Source organism: Mesobacillus zeae, assembly GCF_003570705.1.
Lineage (GTDB): Bacteria > Bacillota > Bacilli > Bacillales > Cytobacillaceae > Mesobacillus_C > Mesobacillus_C zeae.
Genome location: NZ_QWVT01000015.1, coordinates 29698 through 55093 on the forward strand (window position 1 = coordinate 29698; position 25396 = coordinate 55093).

Below are 25396 nucleotides of genomic sequence, written 5' to 3' on the forward strand. Positions count from 1 at the left end.
TTAGTGCCACTCAATTAGTAAAAATATTTGATATTCCAGAAAACAGAGCTCTGCTAATTAAAGTATTAGCAGAATTTCAAAGTGTTCCATCGATTGGATATGAATGAGCTGAAAAACTGGTAATCCATTTGAACTTGTATTCATTACAAGAAATGAGACAAAAGGATGGGGCTGTTCTTTTTGACCTATTAGAGAAAGAACGGGGTGTATGGACAGACAGTTGTGTAGAGGATCAGATTCGCTGTGTTATTAGCTTTGCTAATGACCCGAGTAGTAATAAGCAATGGTTTGATTTTAAAGATGAAAGGAAGAAGTACCCGTCAAATTTTTTGGGTATCCAAAAGATAGACCACGGATTTGTTCATGAAGCTAAAATTAGTGTGTTAACCATATTTTTTAACCACTTATAAGCACGTAACATAATGCAGCTTTTTTATCTTAGTTAAACAAGAAGACCATCATCAGAGATGGCCTATTCTTTATACGTAAATATCAACATTATCATTTAACAAAGCCTTCTTTTTAAAAATCCGAGCACACTTCCGAAATCCTGCCTACTTTTTGCCTCAAAGTAGCTTTGGAAAGGACAGCCCTTGCTTTTGGTCCTGGAAACAATATCAGGCAGCTTAAAATGGTCACTTGATAGCGATTCATTTACTTCTTCCCAAAAGAGAGGGGCTGCAACATTTGCCCGCTCACTGCCTCTTGGTGAATAAGGACAAATAATTGTTTTTCCGGCTGCGTGCTGCACGTAGTCAACATAAAGCCTGCTGCCTCGATTTTTTTTCAGGCGCTCGACTGTGAAGCTGTCTGGATCTTTCGATACTAAATAATCAGCGATAAATGATGTGAACAGTCGTGTTTCTTCATAGCTAAATTGCCTGGAGGGCAAAGGAATGTATATCTGAAGCCCTTTGTTTCCCGATGTTTTAATAAAGGATTCGAGTCCGAGCATGTCGAGCACCTCTTTGATCAAAAGGGCAGCCTTAACAGCTAGATGGAAATGCTCTCTTGAAGGAGGGTCGAGATCAAATACAATTTCATCCGGTTCTTCGTTGCCTATTGTCTGAAATGGGATGTGAAACTCAATAGCGATCTGGTTGCCAAGCCAAAGTAATGTTTTCAAATCGTCGCAAACGAGATAGTCAATCCCTTCTGATTTTTCTGACCTGATAAAATCGGGCGCATAGTCCGGCCTGTTTTTTTGATAAAAAGCTTCACCGGAGGTTCCATGCGGATACCTTATAACCGTGAGAAGCCGGTTTTTTAAAAACGGCAGCATGTGCGGCGAAATTTCACGCAAAAAGTAGGTGTAATCCAGTTTGGTTATGTAAGGGTTTTCCCATAAAGGCTTATCCGGATGGGTCACTTCAATGCCCGGAGGGAGGTTTTTCTGTTGAAGGACAAACAGGCTGTAGGTGCAGTCCTCAGGCTTCAAATCGAAACGGAATTTGTGGAAATGGGGTTCCCTTAGCTGGCCTTCATATACTTCAAGATACTTGAGTTCAAGACATATTCCAGGCAAGGCATAAAGGAAACGGTCATCCTCTGAGGCTGGATTCTTTTTGATTGTGTCGAACAGTGCCTGTTTCTCTGCCGGCTGAAACCCGAAGAGTACCTGCCCAATCGGATGTACAATCTGGTCGCGGTAAACCGAAACATGGAAATAGCCATTTGTTTTTTCATAAGCGGTGATAAAGCAGGGAACGTATTTCCAATTTTTATACTTTAGCCATCCATCCGTCCGTTTACCTTCTTCCCAAAGGCTACTGCTTTTCTTCGCAACGATTCCTTCTCCATCATGTGAAACAACTTCTTCCCATACTTCATTGAAATGGATGCTGGATTGGACTGGCTGCAGAAGTGCCGGATGGTTTGGGTCCGGTGAGGGAGGAAGTCCCAGGCTTTCAAAAAGGTTTTTCAGCTTAGCACGCCGTGTGTCATAAGGCATCTTGCTGCAATCTTTTCCCTTAAGGGCAAGCAGGTCAAAAGCAATAAGCCTGCAGGGGTTGGCGTTGGCTTTCTCCTTAATTTTCACTGCCGATCGCATTCGCCCCCTTACTTGCAAACCGGAAAAATCCGCTTTGTATTCATTTTCAAGGAGAACAAGCTCACAATCCAGTATAAGCGGAAGAAATGGTTTGAAAGTAGTGTGGTGCGCTCGGAGAAACTGTATGATTTCCGGGAATATTTCAGTGAATGGTTTGCCGTTGCGGCTTGTCAGGGAGATTTCGCTTCCGTATTCGAGGAAGGCTCTGAAGCCATCAAATTTTGTTTCATATCGCCACTCATCTCCCAGCGGCTTCTCAAATGTCAGGGTGGGGAGCATTGGTTTCATTCCGATTCATCCTTTTTGCTTTTTGTTATTTTTCCTATCATGCCCCGCATTGATACATTGGCAAATGTTTTTACGAATGTTCACCGCCTGTCTCCGTAAGCTAATGAGAAAAAGGGAGACGTGACTATGCATACAATGTGGAAAGGGAGCATCAGCTTCGGGCTTGTCAACATTCCGGTCAAGCTGCATGCTGCCACTGAGGATAAGGATATCAAGCTGCGAACCCTTCATAAGGACTGCCATACACCATTGAAATACGAAAAGGTATGCCCGGTGTGCGATAGGGAAATCAAAACAGAAGAGATTGTTAAAGCATATGAGTACACAAAAGGAAAGTTCGTTGTGCTCGATGAGGAGGAGCTCGAAAACCTAAGGAAAGAAAACGAGGAAAAAGCTGTTGAGATTATTGATTTTGTAAAAATGGAGCAAATTGATCCGATTTATTTTAACCGCGGCTATTATATGTCCCCGAATGAAGGAGGAGGCAAGGCTTATTCGCTGCTGAGAAAAGCGCTGGAAGAGTCCCATAAAGTAGGTATCGCTAAAATAGTCATCAGAGCGAAAGAGCAGCTTGCTGTCATCCGGGTGTATGAAAACACCCTCGTTATGGAAACGATCCATTTTCCCGATGAAGTGAGAAAGGCCGCGGATGTTCCCAATGTGCCGTCGGAAGATAAGGTTACGAAAAAGGAACTAGATACCGCTATTATGCTGATAGACCAGCTTACTGCAGAGTTTGACCCGGAAAAATACAAGGATGATTATCGTGCGGCACTGATGGAATTGATTGAATCAAAGCGGACAGGAAAAGAAACGGTTACTGCAGCCGAGCGAGAGCCTGTTTCGAATGTAACCGACCTCATGGCTGCCCTTCAGGCATCCATTGACCGCACAAAGCCTAAAAAAGAGCCAGCAAAGCGAAAGCGCACATCAGCAGTCAAGCCGAAGAAAGAAGCATAACACGAAGAATCCGCGGAAGTGCCGTGGATTCTTCGTATTATGTGTCAGTGTTCTGGTTTGATTACAAAAATAGGGGAATATAAAAGTGAAGGGGGGTGGACCTATGAGGATTGCGGTCATTTCGGATACACATATACCAAAACGCGCCAGTCAGCTTCCGGCTAAATTATCATCTGAGTTGGAACGAGTATCGCTCATTATCCATGCCGGTGACTGGCAGACATTGGAGGTATATAACGAAATAGGCAAATACGCTCCTGTTGTCGGAGTAACCGGGAACGTAGATTCTCCCGAACTAGGCAAAGTTCTTAAGCAAAAAGAAATTGTTCAGATTGAAGGCTTTACGGTAGGGGTGGTTCATGGTCACGGTAAAGGCAAATCAACGGAGAAAAGGGCTCTCGATGCTTTTTTCGGCGATCAATTGGACTGTCTCATTTATGGACATTCGCATATACCTGTTTTGAAAGAAACCAATGGCACCTTGCTGTTTAATCCCGGGTCTCCCACCGACAAAAGGAGGCAAAAGGAGTATTCGTTCGGAATATTGACCATTGGTGAGACATTGGAAGCAGAACACATTTACTTTACCGAAAAAAATTGAGGGAAGAAAGATGGGATTTTTTCAAAGTAATAGTGAGGAAATCCGGAAAGGTCTGTTAGAACCTTTCCGGGTGAACCTTATCCAACATGCGTTTTACTGTTTACTACGCTTGCATTTCAATCCAGGAGGAAAACTTCATCGCCTGTTTGAATCTGCCCTGTTTGAATTACGGAAGCATAAACGCCAAAATGATTGTTTCTTTCTTTAGAAACGGTTTTTAGCAAAGTGGGATTTTTTTCCCCGCTTTTAGGATCCACTGTAATAATCATACATCTTTCACAATGTCTTTTTAACTCGATTTCTACGTCTTTTCCTATCTTAAGCCTTTTTCCAAACCACTGTTCTTCGATGAAAGGCGCACCATCAATTAATGACAGTAGTAGATTTGGCCGGAACCTTTGGTAATCGAGTTCAGATTCCCCCCATATTTCTTTTAGCTTGTTTAGGGAAGGTTCTGTAACCAACAGGATATGCTCTTCTTCGATTGCTCCTAATGGAACATGTCCAGGAGCATATTGTATAGAAGAAACTTTTTTCTTCGACTTGGTTTCTATTTCTTTGATCAGTTCCCAATCTCCCCAATCAACAATTTTTCCGTCCGGTGTCGTGATTTCGACAGGTGGAAGTTCATCCAGTCGTTCGTCTGCAGTAAATCTGGCCTTATAGCGAACCATTTCCGGAAACTGTGTAATCGTTAAAAACTTCCCAGATCTCGTTTCATCCAAAAAAGCATGGCTTCTGTCCCCGTACAACCCATATTCCATCACCCTTGTTTTGGCAACCTTTTCTCCAAGAAAGGACTTAACAGGATGGCGGACAATTTCCTCAATATGACCGATTAACATTTTAACCACTCCTTAGCATTTCCTTTAAATGCAATCTTGTGAACCAACAATCTACCTTATTTGAATTCGACAATAGGTAAGTTAATTCCTCTAACCGAACATCGCGGGATAGTATAGAAAAATCGCACAGGCTAAGCCCGTGCGATTTTTCATCATACATTATTCTTTCATATCCTCTTGTGGCAGTTGAGCCTGGCAGTATTCTTGCACTTGCTTTTCTTCATCATCTTCAAGTGCAAAGTCGAGCACTTTTTCGCTTGAGCGTTCAATAAAATAGTATTGCCGCACTTTGCCTTCTCCAGTTTCAAGCGAGAAAATGACCTTCAGCATGAGGCCGTTATCTGTATACAATTCATCCTCTTCGTCTACTTCAATATCTAAAAAGAATTCAAATCGTTCTCCCTGCAGGAGGCCGAACGGATCTTCGAGAATTTCCGCCGTATGTCCGGTAATTTCCATATTGTACATCATCCTTTAAATTTTTCTTCTCTTTATTATATAACCTATCATGGCAAAACAATCAACCATGGGCATTTTTTTAGGAATCTGGCAAAGTTTGAACAAAGTCTTCAATGCTTTGTGAAATTAGTGTGAACGTTCATTATCCTGCATATTTTCTCCTTGAAGATAAAGGTAAAATCAAATTGTTAGATTATTCCTTTCACCAAGTTAGCGAACAATTTATTTTGTGATTAATTTCACAACAAGAGCTGAGGTGGATCCATGATTAAGTTAAAGGGAGATTCGGTAAAAAGGTTTCAGGACATGCAGGTGGCGAGGCTAAATCTTTATGTTTTTTTGCATTGTTTGTTTTCGGAACCGCTGACGGAACAAGTTTTTATATCTTTAAAGGATTACGGATACACCGAGGAAATAGAGGAGCTCAACGAGGGCGGAAAAATGCTGGCTAATTTTTTTAACAAAGCTGGCGAGGCACAGCTGCAAGCGGAACAAAACGAATTCAAGCGGCTTTTTATCGGCCCCGAATCCCTTCCGGCTCCTCCATGGGAATCATTTTACACAACTAAAGAACAAATTTTGTTTGGGGAAACAATGTACAGAGTCAGAGAAAAGTATAGTCTGGCAGGGCTCGAGTACGCCAGGAAAAATTCAGAGCCGGAGGACCACATTGCTGTCGAGCTCGAATTCATGGCATGGCTAATCGAGAAGGGTCCTGAAACTTTTCCGGAGCAGCTTACATTCTTTGAAGAACACTTATACAGGTGGGTCCCGCTGTTTACGGAAAAACTTTGTGCCAGTACCGCAAGCCTTCTTTATAAAGGGGCAGCACTCATGCTAAAAGATTTTATCCGCTTTGAAACAGACACTCTGAAAGATATGAAGGAGAGGTTAGAGCATGTCTGAAGATACCAACCTGCTTAAAAATAAAATGCAGAGGCGTACGTTTTTAAAATGGTCCGGAGCTATTGGCGTTCCACTCGTCCTTGGCGGATTCGGGACAAAGAAGCTGCTTGAAAAGAGTGAGTCTAAGCCTGCTGCTGGTAATCACAAAAAAGACTTGCCGGAAAATATAGTGTCCACTTGCAGCATCAATAATTGCGGAGGACGATGTGTCATAAAAGCACATGTCGTGGATGGTGTTGTCACAAGGATAGGGACAGACACAAATGATGATGATATCCTGACTCCACAAATGCGGGCATGTATAAGGGGAAGAGGATATCGGAAGATGCTTTATCATCCCGACAGGCTGAAGTATCCTATGAAACGTGTCGGAAAGCGTGGCGAGGGGAAATTCGAACGAATCAGCTGGGAAGAGGCAATAGACACGATCGCCGGCGAAATGAAACGAATTGGAGACCAATACGGGCCAGAATCACGATATGTAAATTATGCTTCCGGACAGTCCTGGGGCTTATTCAGCGGGAGGAACATGGCACGGAAGCTGCTGGCTATGACTGGCGGTTATCTTAATTACAGAAATGATTACAGTTCAGGGGCAGCAAATGTAGCTACACCGTATACATACGGTACTAACAACTCGGGAAGCAGCTTTGACTCTATTTTGCATACGAAATATATCATCCTTTGGGGACAAAATCCTTCTGAAATGATAAATTCAACTCCATATATGTACTATCTGCGAGAGGCTAAGAAAAACGGAGCCAAAGTCATTGTAATCGACCCCCGCTATACGGATACTTCGATTGGCTTTGCGGACGAATGGATACCAATCCTTCCGACAACCGATAATGCAATGATGGATGCAATGGCATATGTCATGGTAACTGAAGAGCTGTATGACCATGAATTTATTCAAAAGTATTGTGTTGGATTTGATGAAGCTTCAATGCCTGATGGGGTACCTGAAGGCGAATCTTTAAAAAGCTATTTGACAGGGAAGAAAGATGGAATACCTAAAACGCCTGAGTGGGCTGAAAAAATATGCGGCGTTCCTGCTGCCAAAATTCGCGAGATTGCCAGGGATTACGCAACTGCCAAACCAGCGGCGCTTATCCAGGGTTGGGGGCCGCAAAGGCATGCCTATGGAGAGCAAATTGTAAGGGGCGGCGCCCAACTGGCAAGCATAACCGGGAATGTCGGGAAACTGGGAGGCTGGGCTGCCGGAACCGGCTACTGGTCCAGATCTGACATTGTTTATCCGATCGAGTTTGAAAATCCGGTTAAAGCATCAATCCCTTGCTTTTTATGGAGCGATGCAGTTGAAAGAGGGACCGAGTTGACGGCAGAAGATGGTCTGGAGGGAACGAAAAAGTTAAAGTCAAACATCAAGCTGATTTTCAACATTGCAGGCAACATGCTAGTAAACCAGCACTCGGATATCAATAAAACCACAAAGCTTCTCCAGGACGAAAAAAAAGTGGAGTTTATTGTCGTGAGCGATCTGTTCATGACCCCTAGTGCTAAATATGCCGATATCCTTCTGCCGGGCACGACCTTCTTTGAAAGGTGGGATATTGGAGTTCCATGGTGCTTTGGCGATTATGTCGTTTTTGGCGGGAAGGCCATCGATCCTTTATATGAATGCCGCAATGAATATGATGTTTTTGCGAATATCGCTGGAAAGTTTGGCCTGAAAGAAGAATTTAGCGAAGGAAAATCCATGCTTGACTGGGTGAAGGTCAGCATTGACAGGACGCAAAAAGAATTGCATCCTGATTTTCCGTCCTTTGAGGAGTTCAGCAAGAATGGCATTCATCATTTTACTTTTGACGAGCCTCTTGTAGGGTTCAAGGAACAGGTTGAAGGCAATCAGAAGTTTGAAACGCCTTCCGGGAAAATCGAATTGTTTTCCAAGGCACTATGGGATATGAACAAACACGATGAAATACCTGCTATCGCAAAATACGTGCCAGCATGGGAGGGCCCAGAAGACCCGTTGAAAGAAAAGTATCCGCTACAGCTGATCGGCTGGCACTATAAACGGAGATGCCACTCGACCCATGATAATAACCCATGGCTTGAAGAAGCAGCAAAGCAGGAAATGTGGATCAACCCAAACGATGCTGAGGAGAGAGGAATCAAGGATGGAGATAGAGTCAAAGTATTCAATGACAGGGGAAAACTCTTTATTGATGCAAAAGTAACCACACGGATAATTCCCGGAGTAATAGGGATTCCTCAAGGCGCCTGGTTCACACCAAACAAAAAGGGCATTGACCAGCGAGGTTCGCTCAATGTATTGACTGCCCAGCGGCCGACTCCGCTTGCAAAAGCAAATCCGCAGCAAACCAACCTGGCCGAAGTGAAAAAAGCATAGTAAGCAGGGAAAGGAGCGGCATAATGACCCAACTAGGTTTTTATATTGACCAAAGCCGATGCGTAGGCTGCAAAGCATGTTCTGTCGCCTGCAAGGACCTTAACGAACTCGATGTCGGCATAAATTTCCGCAGAGTGTATTCTATTGAAAGCGGGGGATATACACGATCAGGAAGCGGCGGCATAGAAACGAATGTAGCAGCATATTATTTTTCGATTTCATGCAACCACTGCACTGCCCCAGCCTGCCTTCCACGCTGTCCTACACAATCCATCACAAAACGGGAAGAGGATGGAGTCGTAATCGTTGACCAGGAAAAATGCATCGGCAGCAGGTTTTGCGTTGAGGCATGCCCATACGGTGCCCCGCAATTTGATAAGAAACTCTTTAAAATGGCAAAATGCGATACATGCCTTGATATTCGGGACAACGGAGGAGAGCCTGTCTGTGTCTCTACCTGTCCGCAAAGGGCAATTGAGTTAGGACCTATTGATGTACTGAGGAAAAAATTCGGCAAGACCAGCCAGGTAAGAGGAATGCCAAGACCGGTAACGAAACCAAATCTTGTCATCACTCCCCATAGGAACGCTAAAATATAACAAACTTAAAAGGTGCCATAATATATGGTGCCTTTTATATTTCCCTCCTTATTACATAAAAGCTCAGCAGGCATCAAACACTAGAAATTAAAAAGGGGGGAGTTTGATGAGCAGTCAATGCACATCTTCAGAAGGTAAAAAGCTAAAATGGTGGCAGCTGTCCATGATTGGAGTTGGCTGCATCATTGGCACTGGATTTTTCCTCGGTTCTGGACTGGCAATCACGATGGCCGGGCCGGCTGTGCTGATCGCTTTTATCATGGCAGCTGCCGGAACTTATCTAGTATTTGATGCGTTGTCAAGAATGTCTGCAAAAGACCCGCAGAAAGGCTCTTTCCGGTCCTATGCGAAAAATGCGTATGGGCATTGGGCAGGCTTTACCAGCGGGTGGGTTTATTGGAGTTCAGAATTATTGATTATGGGGAGTCAGCTTACAGCTCTGTCTATCTTTTCTCGCTTCTGGTTCCCGGATGTCCCGCTATGGGTTTTCGCTTCCGGATATGCGGTCCTTGGTCTTGTCGTGATCCTGACAGGGACAAAGGGGTTTGAAAAAATGGAAAACATATTTGCTGTTATAAAAGTAGCAGCAATCCTAATGTTTCTTATTATTGCGGCGCTCGCCTTATTCGGGATTATACACGGGAGAGGGAATGAATTTGTAGCACCTGGCACTTTCAACGACTTTTTCCCCAGAGGATTTAAGGGGCTGTGGACTGGGCTGATTTTTGCATTTTACGCTTTTGGCGGCATTGAAATTATGGGGATGATGGCACCACGGCTTAAAAACAAAGAAGATGCACCAAAAGCGGGAAAAGTCATGCTTCTTCTATTAACATCGATTTATTTGTTGTCCATCTCTCTTGCGGTAACGATGGTTCGCTTTGATGAATTTAACACAAGAGAAAGTCCATTTGTCTTGGCGCTTGAACGGTATGATTTGCCGGTTGTCCCGCATCTTTTTAACGGAGCCATGATTATCGCGGGTTTCTCGACAATGTGTGCATCGCTATTTGCCGTGACCACAATGATCGTCACGCTAGCGAAAGACGGGGATGCTCCAAAGGCGCTTGCAAATAAAGGAAAGCTAAAGGTTCCGCATTTTGCGTTGGGACTGACAACAGCAGGCTTAATTGCCTCGATCGTATTGGCGCTAGCGATGCCTGACAAAATTTACGAATTCTTAACGACAGCAGCAGGCTTAATGCTTCTGTACAATTGGCTTTTTGTACTTTTTTCCTATAAAAGAATTATTAAGCTAAGCGGTTTCCAGCAAATCAAACAGATAACGGGGATTGTCTTGATCGCTTTTGCGGTCAGCGGCACGCTCCTTGATAAAGGAAGCCGGCCTGGATTTTTTATCAGCCTGCTCTTTGTTGGAATCATTGGATTGGTATTGCTGATCATCAATATGATTGGGAAAAGAAAGAAGAGCCTTAATACACGGGAAGCCTGAAAAAAAGCTTGTTGGCGATGCCACAAGCTTTTTTAAAAGGTCAGAAAAGCGCTGAAGATTATCCGGCTGTAGTGCCCAGCATCTAGCAGACTTCGCCCATTTCCATACGAGGAATCATAGGATGTGAAGTAAGGTGATGTTAAAACGAAAAAACAAAATACCTTTTTTTATAAACCCGATATCCGAAAGAAAGCGTATTAGATCAGGCTTTTGGTCGATATATTGCGTCGGATGGTTGATATCCAGATGGAGTTGATTGACATCCCGCGTGAGATGGTTGATTTGTCTTCAAAGTTGGTTGATATCAAAAAAAATAGCGACAAAAAAAGGGGGGAAGTATGCTTTCTTAATCCCAAAATGCCATTCTGAGCAACTGGTTTTATTAAAAAAACTCATCGCATGAGAAATCTATGCTGGTTTTTGCTTGAAAATATTTTGTCAAATAAAAAGGCGCGCAAAGGACGCGCGCACCCAGTAAGTCCACATTGAAATTGCTTGCGCTCTTCGTGTTGTCCAGCTACAGCGCCCAGGGGATCGATTCATAAGCCAATCCGTCATGAATGTTAAAGAGCAACCTTCTCGCCGGCACGTCTTATGCTTGTCGCACCTTAACAAGGCGCATCCGCATTTCATTTTCCTTTATCTCAGTCAATGGACTCAAGTCCATACGTCGCTGAACGGGCGCTTGCACATTCCTTATTTGAGCAGGATTTTTGCTGCTTGATAGCCAAAGTAAATGGCAAAAGCAATCAGTGAAATACCTGACAGAACTGAAATCCATGTGAGAATTCTTACAGTCAGGAGCTTTCGGAAGCTGCTTGAAATGGCTGCCATTACAATATCCCAGGTGACAAGGCCAAGAATGATGGCTGAACTGTACAAAACAAGCTCGCTTGTACCATAAGAAGAGGCAGCCTTAGCCAGAACAGATCCATAAATACCTAGCCAAAAAAGAATGGTCAATGGATTTGAGATGGACATAAGAAAACCGGAAATGAATGATTTGCTTTTTGATTCATCCTTATTGTCCCGCATGACAATTTTCCCGGCACCAGCAACGCTTTCAATGCCTGTGTACAAAAGGACAAATGAACCAAACAGCCACAGGAATGTCTGGATCAGAGGTGTTTCCAAAAAACGGACCACTCCCATATAAACGGCAAGCATATAAACAATGTCGGCTGTAACGGCTCCTAGTCCTAGAAGCCATGCATGTAGGAAGCCGCTCCTGATACCTTTGTCCATCTGTGCCGCATTCACCGGCCCGATTGGGGCGGCAAGCGATAACCCTAAAAATATATAGCCAAAGAAAATACTCAATAGCAGGCCCTCCATTTGTCCCTAGTCATTCAATTGCTCGTCTGTTTATATGTATTCGAACCTGGTGACTTGTACGACAAAAAACTGGCTTGTATTGATTCTTGAATTTTAATAATTGGAGGAATAAATAGGAGAACCGGAAATATACTAAAAGGGATGTGCAGGAATTGGCAAATGGGGGATGAATGTCTTTTTTGGAAAAAATACTGATTTATGTTATAGTGTTTACTGATACCAATAAAAAGAGGATTCATTTATTATAAGAAGTTTTACACCGCTTTTTATACTAGATGAATTTTTTTTCAACCCTTAAATTGGCCGATTTTACACTAATGAATTGGAGCGTGAGGTAATGGCATTTGGAAGAAGGCTGCCTGAAGAAATTGTTACAGCAGAAACAAAGGTGTGGGTTTGTACTTCGGAGGATTGCAGTTGCTGGGTTAGGGATAATTTTAAGAGCAGCGAGATTCCTGTGTGTCCTATTTGCAGCAGCCCGATGGAGCAAGAGACAAGAGTGCTGGAAGTAGTTAATAATCATAGCCAGAATCTTTCTGGATGATTCCGCGTTCCATATGGTATTAAATAAAAAAGACACAGGCAAATGCCTGTGTCTTTTTTTCGCTGGGCGATGCGGATGAGAGGACTTGAACCTCCACGGGATTGCTCCCACTAGAACCTGAATCTAGCGCGTCTGCCGATTCCGCCACACCCGCATATTTGTTAAGTCACAAATAAAATTATAGCACATAAGTTCAAATTGTAAAGCATAAAATGACCTCAATGAACGTTCAGAATTTATGTCCGGAGTACCTTTAGATTTGAATCTGGATGTTGCTTCATTGCTGTTGGCATGCTGCTTAGGTCCTGTTTTTCTGTGTCGTTGTGACAAAAAGCGAATGCTTTCAAGGGTGTTTTTCCAATTCATGTGGAAGGCTTTCTGGTTTTTTGTCAAAAGGGGGAGTATGGAGTCTAAATTTTTATCTTTCAACCATTCGGGTTGATTTGTTAGAAATAGAAATAAGGACCAATTTAGATAAATTTAGGAAAACTGGTGTAACAGTTGGGGAAGGGGAGCGTTATGGCGAAAAGAGAAGTTGTTGCAATGATTTTAGCTGGGGGGAGAGGCTCCAGGCTTAAGAGACTCACTGAAACTATGGCAAAACCGGCAGTTCCTTTTGGAGGAAAATACAGGATCATCGATTTTCCCTTGAGCAATTGCTGCAACTCAGGTATCAATACAATCGGAATTTTAACACAATATCAGCCACACACCTTGCAAAACTACATCAATGACGGGAAAAATTGGGATCTTGACCGTAGGGGTGCAGGCGTCACATTCCTCCCTCCCTTCCAGTGCAGTGTGAGCGAGCGCTGGTATGAAGGGACTGCCCATGCAATTGCCCAAAACCGCCAATACATTCAATCCCAGGATCCTGAATTTGTTTTGGTCCTTTCAGGTGACCATATTTATAAAATGAACTACAGCAAAATGCTTGAGGATCATAAAAAAAGCGGAGCGGACGCCACGATTTCGGCAATCCCGGTTCCCTGGAACGAGGCTAACAGATTTGGGATCATGAATATTGACCCAGAGAACAACAGGATTCATGAGTTTGTGGAAAAGCCGGAACGGCCTCTATCCAACCTTGCCTCAATGGGGATTTACATCTTTAACTGGGGTACATTGAAATACATATTCGAAGAGCTAGACAAGGATCCGCTTGCTTTCAATGACTTTGGCAAGGATATCCTTCCTTACATGCTTCGTGAGGACTATCATCTTCACGCTTATGAGTTCGAGGGTTACTGGAAAGACGTTGGAACTTTAGAAAGTCTCTGGGAGGCGAATATGGATTTATTGTCTGCTGAAACGAATCCAATTCTGCAAAATAAGAATTGGCCAATTTATACCGCGGACCATGCTCAGGCGCCGACCTATCTTGACAGTGATGCAACAGTCAAACAAAGCGTTGTTAGCGAGGGTTGCGAAATCTTCGGTAAAGTCTTTAACTCCGTCATTTCCTACGGCGCTTCAATTGGAAAGGGGGCAGTGGTCCGTAATTCAGTCGTCCTCCCCAATACAGTAGTCGGAAAAAATATGATTATTGAAAATGCAATCATTGGAGGGGGCTCCGGGAATATGATGGAGAACGATGTGATATATATCCATGATGGGAAATACATGATGAGCATATAGGTTAGAAGTTCCTAAAAAGGCATTGAATGTTTCTAATCCTGTCCCAATGGGTACTTTTTCAAGTGAATTAAGTACATCCAGCGGGATAAAGGAGGCATTCTAAAATGGAAGAGCGCAGGCAAAGCAACGGAAACAACGAAGAACGCGACCAATATTTAAAGACCGCGCCGGCACGGATGATGCCAGGTTCGATGCAGTTCCCCATGTTGAGGAAGGATGGGCGGTCAAGAAAGAAGGAGAAGAAGATCCCCAGTTAACAACAGGCTCTAGGTCTGAAGCAGTAAAGGAAGCTAAAAGGATGGAAGGGGAAGCAGGAACAATAGCCATTACCCATGATGAAGATGGAAAGATTGAAGACCAAATTAACTTTCAGGAAGAATCGTAAAAGGATTCCGGGCGAAAAATCGTCCCGGCCTTTTTTATTTTAAAAGGTGATTTTATCCGACGATTGAATTTGTTCTTAATACTATAAGGGGTGTGAAGAATTTCCCATAAAACGATTCTTCTGCCAAAAAACACTTGTAAAGTACAGAATATTGTGTAAAATGGATTTAATTTAGCATTGATAATTCCTTCATTGATGCAAAGTGATAAAACATCTTGATCGTCTTCTAAAGATAAGGAGTGGTTTTTTGTGGTAAAGGCAGAAGAACTAAGAGAACAATTGATTGAATTGGACAAAAAACATTTTATCCATCCGACTTCCTCACTGAAGCAGCAGCATGAACAGGGAGCCCCGTTTATTTTTACAAAGGGGGAAGGCGTTTATCTGACTGATATTACTGGAAAAAGGGTACTGGAAGGGATGTCTTCCCTATGGAATGTCAATATCGGCTATGGGAGGAAAGAACTAGCCGAGGCGGCCCGGGAGCAAATGGAGAACCTTGCTTTTACAAATTCTTTTTCCTCAATGAGCAACGAGCCAGCTATCCGGCTTGCTGCAAAACTTGCCGAAATTGCTCCGGGCAACCTGGATGCAGTATTTTTTACTTCAGGTGGATCGGAATCTAATGATACAGCTTATAAGCTTGTGCGATATTACTGGAAGTTAAAAGGGCGGCCTGAGAAAAAAAAGATCATTTCGAGGAAAAAAGGGTACCACGGTGTGAATATTGGGGCTACAAGTGCGACTGGAATTTCTCCGTTTCAGGAAATGACGACATCTCATGCCCCGGATTTTCTTCACGTGGAACCTTCTTCTTCAGCGGCACTATTGGAGTGCATTGACAGCGAAGGCGCTGAAACAATTGCTGCATTTATCGCGGAGCCGATACAGGGAGCGGGCGGCGTCAATATGGCGCCGGACGGCTATTTTAGGGAAGTTAGGGAAATCTGCAGCAAGCATAATATTTTGTTTATTGCCGATGAAGTCATCACGGGTTTTGGAAGGACAGGAAAAATGTTTGCCTGTGAGCATTACAGAGTGGTTCCTGATGTCATGCTTGTGGCAAAAGGAATTACAAGCGGCTATATTCCGTTGGGAGCGGTAATTGTTACGGATACAATCCACCGGGAGCTAATTGATCTTTCACAAGGAGTGCTGCTGCACGGATATACGTACAGCGGTCATCCGACAGCTTGTGCAGTCGGTCTAAAGAACCTTGAGATCATGGAAAGGGAAAATCTTGTAGAAAACTCCCGTTTGATGGGGGAAAAACTGTTTGAAGGATTGAAGGAGATTGAGCAGGAAATTGAAATTGTCGGGGAAGTCCGCGCGCTCGGATTGATCGGGGCCGTTGAAGTGGTGCATCCTACTGAGAAGAAGAGGTTTTCTGAACTCGTTGCTCCAAAGGTAAGCGCAGAAGCAGCAAAGAGAGGTTTAATCGTAAGGACTGTCGGCTTTGAAGGGATGGACACTGTGGTATTTGCGCCGCCGTTGGTCATTAATGAAAATGAGATTAAAGAAATGGTAGCGATTTTAAAAGCATCATTGAAAGCGGTGCAGGAATCGGTTTTAAAAGAAACTGCAAGTGAAAAAAGCTGACTAAGGCTGCCAGCCCATAAGTTGAAAGGCTAATGGGCTGGAAGTAAAAATAAAGGATATGTAAGTGAAAAAAGGGGTAAGTGTGTTTTTAAAACACTGAATTTTCAGTATACATAGCGTCACCAAGCAGCATAGAAGATACAAAAATTGTTATAGCAAAGGGAGATTGGTAAAGCGTACGATCAAACATTGATGGAGGGGTATTATGAACGATCAACAATTTTTGAAGATTTTAGGAAATAGGGATGTGCTTTCACTTGCCTTTGGTGCAATGATTGGCTGGGGCTGGGTTGTTACTGCGGGAATGTGGATTAATGGTGCAGGATCACTTGGAGCCATTCTGGCTTTCATCATTGGCGGGACCCTTGTTACATTTGTCGGTCTTACTTATGCTGAACTAGCTTCGGCAATGCCTTTGGCAGGAGGGGAACATGTATACAGCTATAAGGCGATGGGGCGAGGTGCTTCATTCGTGACTACATGGGCTATCATTCTTGGTTACGTTTCTGTTGTGGCTTTTGAAGCAGTTGCTCTTCCGACAGTATTTGAGTATTTGATACCAAATTACAGCAAAGGGTACCTCTACACAATCGCCGGCTGGGATGTCACGGCGACATGGGCTGGTGTTGGTATTCTTGGTTCAATTCTCATCACCTTGATCAATTACAGGGGAATCAAATTCACGACTGTTATCACGTTCATTTTTACGCTTATGATCCTTGTGGCTGGAATCCTGTTGATTACCGGGAGTTCAATCTCCGGCAATACGGAAAATATGAAGCCCTTTTTTGATAAAGGTGTTTCCGGACTCCTGACCGTGCTGATCATGACACCCTTCATGTTTGTCGGTTTTGATGTCATCCCGCAGGCCTCTGAAGAAATCAACCTTCCACAGAAGAGGATTGGCCAGCTTCTAATTGTTTCAGTGGTTTTCGCGGTTGTCTGGTACGTGGCTGTTATCTTTGGCGTATCCCGTGTCCTTACGCCGGAAGAAATTGCGACATCCACTCTTGTTACCGCGGATGCAATGGCAAAAGCTTTTGGCGGAAGCCAACTGATGGCCAACGTCCTGATTCTTGGCGGAATTGGCGGTATTTTGACAAGCTGGATTGGTTTTTATGTAGGTGGAAGCAGGGCTATCTATGCGCTTGCCAAAGCCGGGATGCTGCCAAAAGCTTTGGGTGACTTGCATCCAAAGTACAACACGCCGCATAAAGCAATCCTTCTGATTGGTGTTTTTTCAACAGTCGCACCACTTATGGGGCGTCCGGCATTAGTCTGGCTCGTCAACTCTGGGGGGCTTGGACTGGTTGTTTCCTGGACAATGGTGGCAATTTCGTTCATCGTCCTGCGTAAGAAGGAACCCAACATGGTCCGGCCTTTCCGCCTTCCAGGAGGCACAACCTTTGGCTGGATTGCCGTCATCCTGGCATTTGGGATATCCTCTCTTTACATGCCGGGGATGCCATCAGCCCTCGTATGGCCGTATGAATGGATCATCATTGGCTCATGGGCCCTTCTTGGCGGAGTACTTTACAAAATGTCTATGAGTAAATTCGATAAAAAGTTCTCCGACGCACATATGGAGGAAGAGTACGCCAGGGTTGTAAAATATGAAGAAGAAGAGGAAGAGCAAGAACCAGCACCGGAAGTCATCAAAAAAGACGCATAATAGAAAACAGCGCCAGGAGGGAATCCTTGGCGCTGTTTTTTTGATTTCTATTTTATAAAATACCTCTTTCTTGGTTTCACTGGATAAAAAAAATAGAAGGGCATATTATGCGCGGGTCTGGAAAAGATGGCAGGCTAAGAACTGCATCTGGATCTGTAAATTAACTGAAGTCGACAGTTTGGAGTGCACCTGTCGTGCAGGCCTGAACACATGCAGGAGTGTCTGTCTATAGCCTACCTTGCGATTCGGCTGCCAAGTGCACACTTATTGGAGGATAAACTTGATTCAGTTCTCACAACCCACTGTACTCCGGTACTCATTGGGTAACACTAATTCCATCAGCCCAAATATCACTGTATTTGGTTTTTGAATATTCCATTATATTCCGTATTTTTTCCTTAAAATGTGTTAAAATGAATTTATTGGGTGATATAAGGTTACCTGCAAGATTTTCAAGGAGAATTTGAAAAATGCCGCTCCCTAGTCACCTGCAGGGCAGTTAACCATAACTGACTTACAATTTCTGTCAGAAGAAAAAGCTAAAGGTAACAGATCAGCTGGCCGAAAAGTTTTTCGAATCAAGAAAGTCAGAGGAAGATTCACAAGCAATAAGGATCTACGCAGTAAATAAAGCAGTTCTGGAAAATCAGTGGAAACATATGAGCGGACCAATCCCCTATAAAGGAGACGAGGCTGTGGAAATCATACAAAAAGGAAAAAACATTTGGCTTCTTATGTTTGGGCTTGTTCTACTGAGTAATTTGGCGTTATATCATACGGCATTTGGCAAGAGTGTCGTGTTAACCGAGCCGAACGCAGTTGTGCTAGGCTCGTTGTTCGATTTGATACTCGTTTTGCCAGTTTTGTTCATGATGTATAAAAGAAAGTTCTCCGTAAAGTTGGCAATTTGTCTTTCGGCGGGCGGCTGCGTTGCAGCAAGATTGCTAATTCCAGTTGATTATGTGCAGCCTTTTACGGCCGCTACATCTGCCGGAATTGCCGTAGAGATGGCTTTAGTGCTTTTAGAGATTTTCCTCATCTTGACATTTTTCCGCAATATTCCAAAGATACTAAAAGAGGTTAGCTACAGCGCTCTTCCAGTCGTGTTTTCATTTCCTCAGGCTGTAGATCATTATGTTAAGAACAAAGCAATCGTCAATTTACTATGTTCAGAATCCTTAATGTTTTATTACGCATTTTTCAGCTGGAAAAAGAACACGCCTAACGGAATAACACTTTATAAAAAATCGAGCTACATTGCTTTTCAAATCATGCTGATTCACGCGATTATCATTGAAACGTTAGGAATCCATTGGTGGCTGCATGAAAAAGCAATGATTGTATCAATCATTTTACTAGTGTTTAATGTCTATTCTGTTTTTTTCCTCCTGGCAGACATCCAGTCACTTCGGTTAAACCCCATTCATATAAGTGATCAATCAATGTATCTTTCCTTCGGGCTTCAGAAACGAGCCGAAATAAATTTTGCGTATATCGAGAAGCTTGAAGATAATCCAGAATCACTACAGCAAAAGCTATCAAAAGATACGCTGGTTTTTGTAGCTCAGGATTTTGAACAAGTATATCCGGATATGATTTTGCATATGAAAAAGCCAGTGAAGGCTATTCTTTTTATGGGGATAGAAAGAGAGTATTCAAAAATAGCCCTTCGGTCAGACCAATCGGCTGAATTGAAACACGCAGTTTTGGAAGGAATTCGAAAATGCGCCATTTCAGAGGAGTAGTCTATACAGTTGTTCCTTTATACAAGGTGAACTTTTTAAAGATTAAAGGGATATAAGAAGATGGGTTGATATATTAAGAGAAAGTTTGTTTGAATACCAAAATGAATTTTAAGAGGAGGAATGAATGGGACCCAAGCAGAGAAGTTAATGACGGAATGGCTGGAGCACCGGAAAGTATTGGAGGCATTGCTGAATACAATTGTAGATGATGAGCATATTGATTTTAAGCCTTGGGACGGTGCAATGTCCCTTGGTGAACTTGCTTTGCATATGGCCGGTTGGAATGATGTTTTTGTTTCAATGGTAAAAACTGAAGTGTTCTCGCCACCAGATATACCGAAATGTGAGACAATGGAAGACTTGCGCAAATCAGTAAAGAACTTTACCGAAAAGACAAAGGCTGCATTTGAAATAATTGCCGATACTGAGCTGGAAGCTGAAAACACGGCATCACACCCGAAGCTTAAAGGAACGAAAAATAACTATCTTGCCGCTATGTATGATCACGAGATTCACAATAAAGGCTAGCTTTTCTTGTATGCGCGAATGCTTGGAGTGAAAAATTTGCCCTTTTTCCGCTAAATGATAGTGGTATGATAAAAAATATATAGAAACGTTGAATGAGGATATTACTTATGAACAACTGTCATCTGCTCGAAATAAGTTTTGATTATAATGGACAAAAACAAGTGATCACACCGGTCATTCTCCAGGATGAGAACGAAACTATCCTTGTTGATTGCGGATATCCGGACTTTGTGACTTTTCTTAAAGATGCAGCATTCAGCAAAGGTGTCAATTTAGACTCCATCACAAAAATAATTATAACCCACCATGATATGGACCATATAGGCTCTCTTGCTGCGTTGAAGAGAGAATATCCACAGATTGAAATCATTTCTTATGAGTTTGAAGCCCCATATATTGAAGGTGTTGAAAAATCGTTGCGTCTTCAACAGGCTGAGTCAACACTAGATGAGCTACCCGGTGAAGAAAAGGAGAATGCCCGGCAATTTATCCACTTCTTGAAGAGTATCGAGCCAGCTAAAGTAGATCGGACAGTAAGTGATAACGAGGAACTGCCGTGGTGCGGAGGAATCAAGATCCTGCATACTCCAGGCCATATGCCAGGCCATATATCCTTGTATTTACCTGCTAGTAAAACACTGATTGCGGGCGACGCTGTCGTTATCGAAACGGGGAAACTTGAAATTGCGAATCCGCAATTCACATTTGATATGGAGGCAGCTCTCAGCTCTGTTCAGCTCCTGCTAGATTATGACATTAAAAACCTCATTTGCTATCATGGCGGATTGTTTCAAGGTAATGTTAAGGAAGCGCTGATTGAACTTGTTCATTCATATAGATCCAAAAGTAGTTCGGTAAAGGAGAAAGCCATGCAAATACGACAGTTAGATAATCATAAACAAGCTCCATTGGATTTACTACTATTAGCAGACCCCTCCCAACAGCTTGTTGAGGAATATATCAAAAGGGGTAAGTGTTTTGCAGCGTATTCCGGTGAAAACGTCGTAGGTGTGTATGTTTTGCTACCTACAAGGCCTGATACAATTGAATTGGTAAATGTTGCAGTTGCTGTAGACCATCAAGGCAAGGGGATCGGGAAACAGCTCGTGAATCACGCCGTTAGACAAGCACAGCTCCTTGGATTCAAAACAATCGAAGTCGGTACTGGAAACTCAAGTGTAGCACAGCTAGCTCTCTATCAAAAATGTGGATTTAGGATTACCGGTGTCGACAAGGATTTCTTTATCAGACATTACACAGAAGAAATCTTTGAAAATGGCATGCAGGTTGTAGATATGATCCGTTTGTCCCAGGATTTATAGATTTTGTATTAGTTTTCCATGTTAACGTGAAGGTAGTTGCGGATAAGTTATTCGTCCAGAATAATATTTGGCTGATATTCATTATCTATTGGCTAATGTTAATAACCAATTTTATATAAGTGATTGGAAGGTGATAAAAATAGGGAATGAGCAGAAAATAAAGGTTACTCCTGAAAATTTCGGAAGTAGTTTTATTAATGAAGCGTTTGACATTATATATTACCAAACATCAGAGGAATTCAAACAGTTGGTCACAGTTGACCAATTCATAGAGTATGGCAGGTCTTTTAATGAAGATGTAGAAGCATATAATCTGGAAATGAGCACCAATTTAAATAAGCATTTAAAGCAATATCTATGGATGGACAACGAAAGAAAAAAAGTAATCAGCGTTTCTTTTGATGTAAATAACATTATTTAAGGGTTAAGTCTTGCCCCTTTTGTTACTCATCCCGAAAGTGACCGAAACTATACACGTAATTCCTATATTATGCCAATAAAAGAAAAATGGTTTGTTTTTGGGGTGGAACAAATCAGTTTATTAAACTATCTTTATGTTTATGAAGATCAAAGATATGCATATGATTTAATCATTATGAAAGATGGGCAAGAAAATAGGGATACTAAAGATAGCTAAGATTGACGTTATAATCGGTTTTGTTTTCAAATTAATCTTGCCCCTTTCCTTCTTTTATTGACCAAATTAATGCAAAAAACGAACAAAGCACCAAAATAACCAGTACACTTTTCCTGAGAAATGTGTTCATCAAGTCCATACGTATCAAATTTAATGACGGGCATGATCCAATTCAAGGAGATTTTGTTTGTCCATAAAAACTTAGAAGTACTAAGATTTCTAATTTTGTTAAAAAAATGCCCCTTTGAAATTGCTATGCCATTCGGTATTGCTATTTAAAAGGGGATACTTTCCGAATCAAGCTATTTGGTCAAACCGCCATAAATGATGAGAGCCCAAGGGGGGAGAAGAATGTGACAAAACCTGAAGTTATACTAATAGATTATAACCCTGACTGGCCTCGAAAATATGAGGAAGAGAAGAATAGGATCCTTGAAGTGACAGGGAAAGAAATTATGGCAATTGCACACATAGGCAGCACTTCAATAAAAGGGTTGGCTGCCAAACCCATCATTGACATTATGGCAGGTATCAAGAAGTTAAAAGACTTCGAAGCATTAATTCAACCTTTGGACAAAATCGGTTATCAATACATACCTAAAGCCGAGTTTAAAGAAAGAAAATTTTTCAGAAAAGGGCTATGGGGGCGGGGGACTTGTCACTTACATATTTGTGAGATTGATAGCAATGAATGGAAAGAAAAATTGTTTTTTCGTGACTTCTTAAGGTTGCACCCAGAATCAGTAGAGGAATACAGTACTTTTAAAAAAGAACTTGCCGCTAAATTCCAGTTTGACAGAGCCAGGTATACTGAAGAAAAAGGTCCCTTTGTTAGGGCCATTATTGATAAGGCCCTAATGAACGGACCCTTAGTAGAGCCCTCTAACCAAAGAGAATCTGGGACGAAAAAAAGTTATTCATTTTAGTTCTTTGAAAGGATCTTCGATTCAAAACATCACCAGCTATCCTTGCAAGACCAAGTTAGCCTTTTTCTTAGGACATTCCGTTTCCAAATAGTAATCTTCCGCCTTCCAATATCTTTCTTTGAACTTATTTATATTCACTTGAGTATCTGTACTTTCACGAAGAAACCTAGTTTCTCGTGAGCACTCTATAAAAACCAGACTATCGAAGTAATTTAACCATGCTTCTCTTTGAAGAAAGACACCTTCGATTACAACCACCGCGCCATCCGGGATGGAAAGGGTCCTGTATGAGACTGTATCACAAGAGTTACAATAAAAAGGAAGTTCAAACTTATTTGAAAACCTCAGCTTTTCAAAAAAATGTGTGCTTAACCAAGGAATATCCCATTGTAAATAATAATATTCAAACCATTCTTCTCGCCCGGTATGATAGCGCTTTTTCCGCTCAACAATATGGTCATCCATATGGAAAACATAGAATGGAATATTCTTTTCTTCTAAATGTTTGCTGAGTTCTTCAGCAATTGTTGTTTTTCCGGAGCGGCTTAATCCGTCTAATCCTAATATAAAACGGTTTCCTTTTCTAAAGCTGGTAATCTCTTTTAAGATTAATTGTACATTCATTTTCACCGTTGTTTGCATTCTTATTCCCCACCCAATATTTTGTTTTCAGGTTCAAATTCTTTATTCCTGGAATCTTCATTGCTTATGTAATAACCCCTTTGCGGTTGGCAGGGAACTGACGGTTTTAAATAAAGACTCATTGATAAAATTAAAGCAGCTCCGTATATCACCGCTATATCCTCTAATCCTCAAATGTTGGCTTGAACAGTGACAAATCGGGGAGGCAATGCAGAGTATTTAAGGCCTTATAAAATCCCTAAACATAATGACCCTGGTCGCGGCTGGCGGTGGGGGTAGAACACACTTTTGCAAAGTCTTTCTTCGTTTGACATATATATATTAGTCTATCATAGGTTGTCTGGTACATGGAAAAACCGAGCCATCCATTACGATGACCTGTCTCATTCTAACAATCCCTTCAAATGATATTATAATGTAAATACGACATATATTCCCCAAAACCTTTTAACATTATCATTTAGGTAATATGTTCATTATGTATGGAGAAGCAAATTTTATTGTTTAAATCCAAAGCAGCCCATCCCCGGCTAATAACTGGGAGATGGGCTGTTAGAATGGAGCTGTTTTCTACAGGGATTGCAAACGTTAATAATATCTTGGCATGGCGACTGGTCGAAGATTTCGGAATGCGACTCTTAAAACGCCATCGACAATGCGGTTTTGAGAAGCAGGCGATACATTATAAATTCTCATGATATCAAAGATCCAAGGGTGCCTTCTGCTTAACTGCCTGCTTGCCTGAGCGATTTTTTGTTCAATATTTCCAGTGAACCTGTTAAAGTTTTCATCAACATAAGTAACCATCGATCTGAAAAGATACTCGGAAAGCTTTCGTTCCATTCCGCCCCGTTCGATTTCCCGGTAAAGGTTTCGATGCTGCTGGTTAAGGATTCTCATAACGCGGTTTACATCTACAGCAGTCCTGAAAGAATCCATCTCGTAAGAAAAGTCATTTGCGCCTGGATACGTTTCAAATTGTTCATATGGCCCTACATGCGGTACTGCATAAGGGGTAGTCAGAAGGTATGGGTTAGGAGCGGAAGGTTGGAACATTTGATTGTAATACATCTCATCACCACCTGTATTATTCCTGGTCATTATATGTAGGCGATGATACATATGCCACTGGTCTTTTATAATGGAGCATTGAACGGTTTAGGGATTTGAAGGGGGTACCTATGAATAAAGATAAGGAGGATATTAGGGCCCCGAAAATTATTGACTTGAAAAAGGTTTGAAGATTATGGATCAGTCGCTATCTTCTTTGAGGAAAATATTGATAATTATTCACCTCTGTAATTGAAATGGCTAATCCAAATATAATGAACAAATTTTAATTTCTTCCCATTCATTTCGAACTCAACATCGCTGGATGCTGTATGTTTGAATTCGTTTTTCTCTAAAACCTTTTGAGAGGCTATGTTTGTAATTGTAGTTTTTGCATGAATTTGTTTTATTCCTTCCTTCGTAACAATCTCCATATGCAAATTTAGCGCTTTATTTGCAATGCCTTTTCCTGTATGTACCTCTGTCCAATTCTATAGCCGACATGACATAGAGTTTCGGAGTAATCACAATCTACTAGGTTGATTCTTCCAAGAATTGTACCCTGTTTATCCTTAATTAAATAGAAATACGAAATTCCTTGCTCTTGCTCTTTTAATAAGGATTTAAGCTTGATTATAAATATCAAATAGTTATAGTAATCATCTCCGCGGTTGGAGAATTGGAACCCAGGACATATTTTCAATCATATCCTGCCGGAGCTTAGACATAATGGGGTGACTGAGCTGCAGATTGACAAAATGTTGGGCGGGAATGCGGTCGGCCTTTTCAGTGATACTGCAGCAAAGGTTGTTTCGTAGTATAAAAAAAGACCAAG

Annotated in this window: 24 protein-coding genes, 1 tRNA gene and 2 pseudogenes; 19 read left to right on the forward strand and 8 right to left on the reverse strand. The window is 42.1% G+C overall.

Annotated features, from left to right (window positions below; translation table 11 throughout):
- The first annotated feature begins 152 nt into the window (after positions 1-152).
- On the forward strand, positions 153-410 hold the full coding sequence (locus D1970_RS22855; RefSeq protein WP_246370060.1) for a helix-hairpin-helix domain-containing protein: 258 nt from the start codon (positions 153-155) through the stop codon (positions 408-410).
- 95 nt (positions 411-505) lie between these two features.
- Here D1970_RS22855 and D1970_RS08160 read toward each other — a convergent pair whose 3' ends face one another.
- Positions 506-2338, reverse strand: a complete 1833-nt coding sequence (locus D1970_RS08160) for a DNA ligase D (RefSeq protein WP_119112389.1) — start codon at positions 2336-2338, stop codon at positions 506-508.
- A gap of 126 nt (positions 2339-2464) precedes the next feature.
- Between D1970_RS08160 and ku the strand changes: the two genes are divergently transcribed.
- Together ku and D1970_RS08170 are read left to right on the forward strand one after the other, a co-directional pair.
- Positions 2465-3298: a non-homologous end joining protein Ku gene (gene ku, locus D1970_RS08165; RefSeq protein ID WP_119112390.1), complete on the forward strand. Its 834-nt coding sequence runs from the start codon at positions 2465-2467 to the stop codon at positions 3296-3298.
- Positions 3299-3401: 103 nt separating this feature from the next.
- Entirely contained in the window at positions 3402-3899 is a 498-nt protein-coding gene (locus D1970_RS08170) for a metallophosphoesterase family protein (RefSeq protein ID WP_119112391.1), read from the forward strand.
- A 116-nt stretch (positions 3900-4015) separates the two neighbouring features.
- On the opposite strand, the gene D1970_RS08175 is transcribed toward D1970_RS08170, so the two are convergent.
- Positions 4016-4744, reverse strand: a complete 729-nt coding sequence (locus D1970_RS08175) for an MOSC domain-containing protein (RefSeq protein ID WP_119112392.1) — start codon at positions 4742-4744, stop codon at positions 4016-4018.
- A gap of 159 nt (positions 4745-4903) precedes the next feature.
- On the reverse strand, positions 4904-5203 hold the full coding sequence (locus D1970_RS08180) for a DUF6509 family protein (RefSeq protein WP_119112393.1): 300 nt from the start codon (positions 5201-5203) through the stop codon (positions 4904-4906).
- Positions 5204-5467: 264 nt separating this feature from the next.
- On the opposite strand from D1970_RS08180, the gene D1970_RS08185 reads away from it, so the two are divergent.
- From D1970_RS08185 to D1970_RS08200, 4 genes are all read left to right on the forward strand, one after another.
- A complete protein-coding gene (locus D1970_RS08185) occupies positions 5468-6109 on the forward strand; it encodes a TorD/DmsD family molecular chaperone (protein ID WP_119112394.1) in 642 nt (213 codons plus the stop codon).
- Positions 6102-8486 carry a DMSO/selenate family reductase complex A subunit gene (locus D1970_RS08190; RefSeq protein WP_119112395.1) on the forward strand — a complete coding sequence of 795 codons (2385 nt, stop codon included), beginning with the start codon at positions 6102-6104 and terminating at the stop codon, positions 8484-8486. Before D1970_RS08185 ends, D1970_RS08190 begins: the two co-directional genes overlap by 8 nt.
- 23 nt (positions 8487-8509) lie before the next feature.
- Positions 8510-9085 carry a DMSO/selenate family reductase complex B subunit gene (locus D1970_RS08195; protein ID WP_119112396.1) on the forward strand — a complete coding sequence of 192 codons (576 nt, stop codon included), beginning with the start codon at positions 8510-8512 and terminating at the stop codon, positions 9083-9085.
- Positions 9086-9191: 106 nt separating this feature from the next.
- On the forward strand, positions 9192-10538 hold the full coding sequence (locus D1970_RS08200) for an amino acid permease (RefSeq protein ID WP_119112397.1): 1347 nt from the start codon (positions 9192-9194) through the stop codon (positions 10536-10538).
- Positions 10539-11234: 696 nt separating this feature from the next.
- Here D1970_RS08200 and D1970_RS08205 read toward each other — a convergent pair.
- Complete coding sequence (locus D1970_RS08205; RefSeq protein WP_119112398.1) at positions 11235-11858, reverse strand: LysE family transporter; 624 nt, start codon at positions 11856-11858, stop codon at positions 11235-11237.
- A gap of 352 nt (positions 11859-12210) precedes the next feature.
- On the opposite strand from D1970_RS08205, the gene D1970_RS08210 reads away from it, so the two are divergent.
- The gene (locus tag D1970_RS08210) at positions 12211-12417 is read left to right on the forward strand and encodes a cold-shock protein (protein WP_119112399.1); all 207 of its coding nucleotides are present in this window, start codon (positions 12211-12213) and stop codon (positions 12415-12417) included.
- 70 nt (positions 12418-12487) lie between these two features.
- Here D1970_RS08210 and D1970_RS08215 read toward each other — a convergent pair.
- Positions 12488-12571 (reverse strand) — tRNA-Leu (locus tag D1970_RS08215).
- A gap of 365 nt (positions 12572-12936) precedes the next feature.
- Here D1970_RS08215 and D1970_RS08220 point away from each other — a divergent pair.
- From D1970_RS08220 to D1970_RS08265, 11 genes and pseudogenes are all read left to right on the forward strand, one after another.
- Positions 12937-14055 (forward strand): glucose-1-phosphate adenylyltransferase, encoded by a 1119-nt coding sequence (locus D1970_RS08220; RefSeq protein ID WP_119112400.1) that lies wholly within the window; start codon positions 12937-12939, stop codon positions 14053-14055.
- 104 nt (positions 14056-14159) lie between these two features.
- A complete protein-coding gene (locus D1970_RS22860) occupies positions 14160-14312 on the forward strand; it encodes a hypothetical protein (RefSeq protein ID WP_246370031.1) in 153 nt (50 codons plus the stop codon).
- Positions 14312-14440: pseudogene (locus D1970_RS22865) on the forward strand (DUF2188 domain-containing protein); the annotation flags it as partial. The gene D1970_RS22860 and the pseudogene D1970_RS22865, both read left to right, overlap by 1 nt.
- Before the next feature lie 249 nt (positions 14441-14689).
- On the forward strand, positions 14690-16039 hold the full coding sequence (locus D1970_RS08230) for an aminotransferase family protein (protein ID WP_119112401.1): 1350 nt from the start codon (positions 14690-14692) through the stop codon (positions 16037-16039).
- A gap of 205 nt (positions 16040-16244) precedes the next feature.
- The gene (locus tag D1970_RS08235; RefSeq protein ID WP_119112402.1) at positions 16245-17711 is read left to right on the forward strand and encodes an APC family permease; all 1467 of its coding nucleotides are present in this window, start codon (positions 16245-16247) and stop codon (positions 17709-17711) included.
- Between the two features lie 695 nt (positions 17712-18406).
- Entirely contained in the window at positions 18407-19456 is a 1050-nt protein-coding gene (locus tag D1970_RS08240) for a beta-carotene 15,15'-monooxygenase (protein WP_119112403.1), read from the forward strand.
- A gap of 120 nt (positions 19457-19576) precedes the next feature.
- Positions 19577-19984 carry a DinB family protein gene (locus D1970_RS08245; RefSeq protein ID WP_119112404.1) on the forward strand — a complete coding sequence of 136 codons (408 nt, stop codon included), beginning with the start codon at positions 19577-19579 and terminating at the stop codon, positions 19982-19984.
- 107 nt (positions 19985-20091) lie between these two features.
- Positions 20092-20820: pseudogene (locus D1970_RS08250) on the forward strand (MBL fold metallo-hydrolase); the annotation flags it as partial.
- 33 nt (positions 20821-20853) lie between these two features.
- On the forward strand, positions 20854-21306 hold the full coding sequence (locus tag D1970_RS08255) for a GNAT family N-acetyltransferase (RefSeq protein WP_119112737.1): 453 nt from the start codon (positions 20854-20856) through the stop codon (positions 21304-21306).
- Between the two features lie 130 nt (positions 21307-21436).
- Positions 21437-21727, forward strand: coding sequence for a hypothetical protein (locus tag D1970_RS08260; RefSeq protein ID WP_142921004.1), 291 nt, complete (start codon positions 21437-21439; stop codon positions 21725-21727).
- Positions 21728-22296: 569 nt separating this feature from the next.
- Complete coding sequence (locus tag D1970_RS08265) at positions 22297-22869, forward strand: GrpB family protein (RefSeq protein WP_119112406.1); 573 nt, start codon at positions 22297-22299, stop codon at positions 22867-22869.
- Positions 22870-22905: 36 nt separating this feature from the next.
- On the opposite strand, the gene D1970_RS08270 is transcribed toward D1970_RS08265, so the two are convergent.
- From D1970_RS08270 to D1970_RS22870, 3 genes are all read right to left on the reverse strand, one after another.
- Complete coding sequence (locus tag D1970_RS08270) at positions 22906-23493, reverse strand: kinase (protein WP_119112738.1); 588 nt, start codon at positions 23491-23493, stop codon at positions 22906-22908.
- A 606-nt stretch (positions 23494-24099) separates the two neighbouring features.
- Complete coding sequence (locus tag D1970_RS08275; RefSeq protein ID WP_119112407.1) at positions 24100-24582, reverse strand: hypothetical protein; 483 nt, start codon at positions 24580-24582, stop codon at positions 24100-24102.
- A 215-nt stretch (positions 24583-24797) separates the two neighbouring features.
- Positions 24798-24995, reverse strand: coding sequence for a GNAT family N-acetyltransferase (locus D1970_RS22870; protein WP_246370033.1), 198 nt, complete (start codon positions 24993-24995; stop codon positions 24798-24800).
- Positions 24996-25396 lie beyond the last annotated feature (401 nt).